General features: G+C 49.1%; 2 protein-coding genes. Both read left to right on the forward strand.

What is annotated here, in order from left to right; all coding sequences use genetic code 11:
- Window positions 1-1241, forward strand: a 1241-nt coding sequence (locus BFP75_RS10845) for a gliding motility-associated C-terminal domain-containing protein (protein ID WP_165776584.1), incomplete at its 5' end; no start/stop codon positions are given.
- Window positions 1242-1257: 16 nt separating this feature from the next.
- The coding region (locus BFP75_RS10850; protein ID WP_123803401.1) for a PorP/SprF family type IX secretion system membrane protein at window positions 1258-1816 on the forward strand (559 nt) is incomplete at its 3' end.

A 1816-nucleotide genomic window follows, 5' to 3' on the forward strand; every position in this document is an offset into this window, starting at 1 on the left:
ATGCGGATGACGACTTCCCATTGGATGATGAAGAAGATACCGATACCGATGGTGACGGCACGGGTGATAACGCAGATACCGATGACGACAACGACGGTACTCCAGATGCGGATGACGACTTCCCATTGGATGATGAAGAAGATACCGATACCGATGGTGACGGAACGGGTGATAACGCGGATACCGATGACGATAATGACGGTACGCCCGATACTGACGACGACTTCCCCTTGAATGACGAAGAGGATACGGATACGGATGGCGATGGCACGGGAGACAATGAAGACACCGATGATGATGATGACGGCACACCGGATACTGAAGATGACTTCCCCTTGGATAACGAAGAGGATACGGATACGGATGGCGATGGCACAGGGGACAATGCCGATACCGATGACGATAATGACGGTACGCCCGACACGGACGATGACTTCCCCTTGAATGACGAAGAGGATACCGATTCGGATGGCGATGGCACGGGAGACAATGAAGACACCGATGATGACAATGACGGTACACCGGATGCGGACGATGACTTTCCGTTGGACGGGGATGAGGATACCGATTTCGATGGAGACGGTACAGGGGACAATGCCGATACCGATGATGACAACGACGGTATTCCCGATTCCGAGGACAGCGAGCCGAACGATTCGACCGACACCGACAATGATGGTATTCCCGACTCAGCTGACGACGATGACGACAATGACGGTGTCCCTGACGATGAAGATGATTTTCCATTGGATGAAGATGAGGATACCGATACAGATGGTGACGGCACTGGGGACAACTCGGATGAAGATGATGATAATGATGGTACGACCGACGAGGAAGACGATTTCCCATTGGATGAAAATGAGGATACCGACTCGGACGCGGATGGAACGGGGGATAACGCTGATAACGACGATGACAACGATGGGGTTATAGATGTACAGGATGATTTCCCGACCAACGATGAACCGGTCTTAAGACCCGCAGAAGCATTTACGCCTAACGGCGACGGGGTCAACGACAGTTGGGTGATACCCGGTATCGATAACTATTCTAATACAAGGGTCACGGTGTACAACCGGTACGGCCATGAGGTCTTTTCGGCTCTCAACTATCGCAACGACTGGCGAGGTAACTACAGTTCCAATTCAGATTTGTTACCCCCGGGATCTTATCTGTACGTAATCGACTTGGGCAATGGTAGCGCACCTATTCAGGGATGGATATTTATCAACTATTAATACTAAAAATACGTAAATGAAGACCAATCATATATACCGATTTATTATCGTTTTTACAGTACTTGCCGTTGGCCGGATATCAGCGCAACAAGATCCTAATTACACCTTTTATCGATTCAACATGAACCTGATCAACCCCGCCTTTGCAGGTGCGGAAGAAACCACTAATTTCGGTATGAACCTGCGAAGTCAGTGGTCAGGTGTACAAGGAGCTCCCGAAACACAGAGTTTTGTCTTTGGAACTCCATTGGGGAAAAATGTGGGCATCGGCCTTTCGGTCATCAACGACAAAACCTTTATAGAAAACCAAACGGCGATAGCATTGGATATATCCTATAAATTAAAATTGAGCGAGAGTCATAATCTCTATTTTGGGTTAAAGGGGGGCTTTACTTCCTACGATGCCAATACCGATGGTCTGTTGACCTATGGCATCATGCAGGATGCCTCTTTGATGAACATCGACGGGCGGTTCAACCCGAACGTCGGGGCAGGCGTTCTTCTCAGGCATGAATCCTACTTCATTTCATTATCGGTACCAAAGATATTGACCCCGGACCGCCTTGAGCAGAACG

The organism is Maribacter sp. 4G9 (genome assembly GCF_002742265.1).
In the GTDB taxonomy this organism is placed as follows: domain Bacteria; phylum Bacteroidota; class Bacteroidia; order Flavobacteriales; family Flavobacteriaceae; genus Maribacter.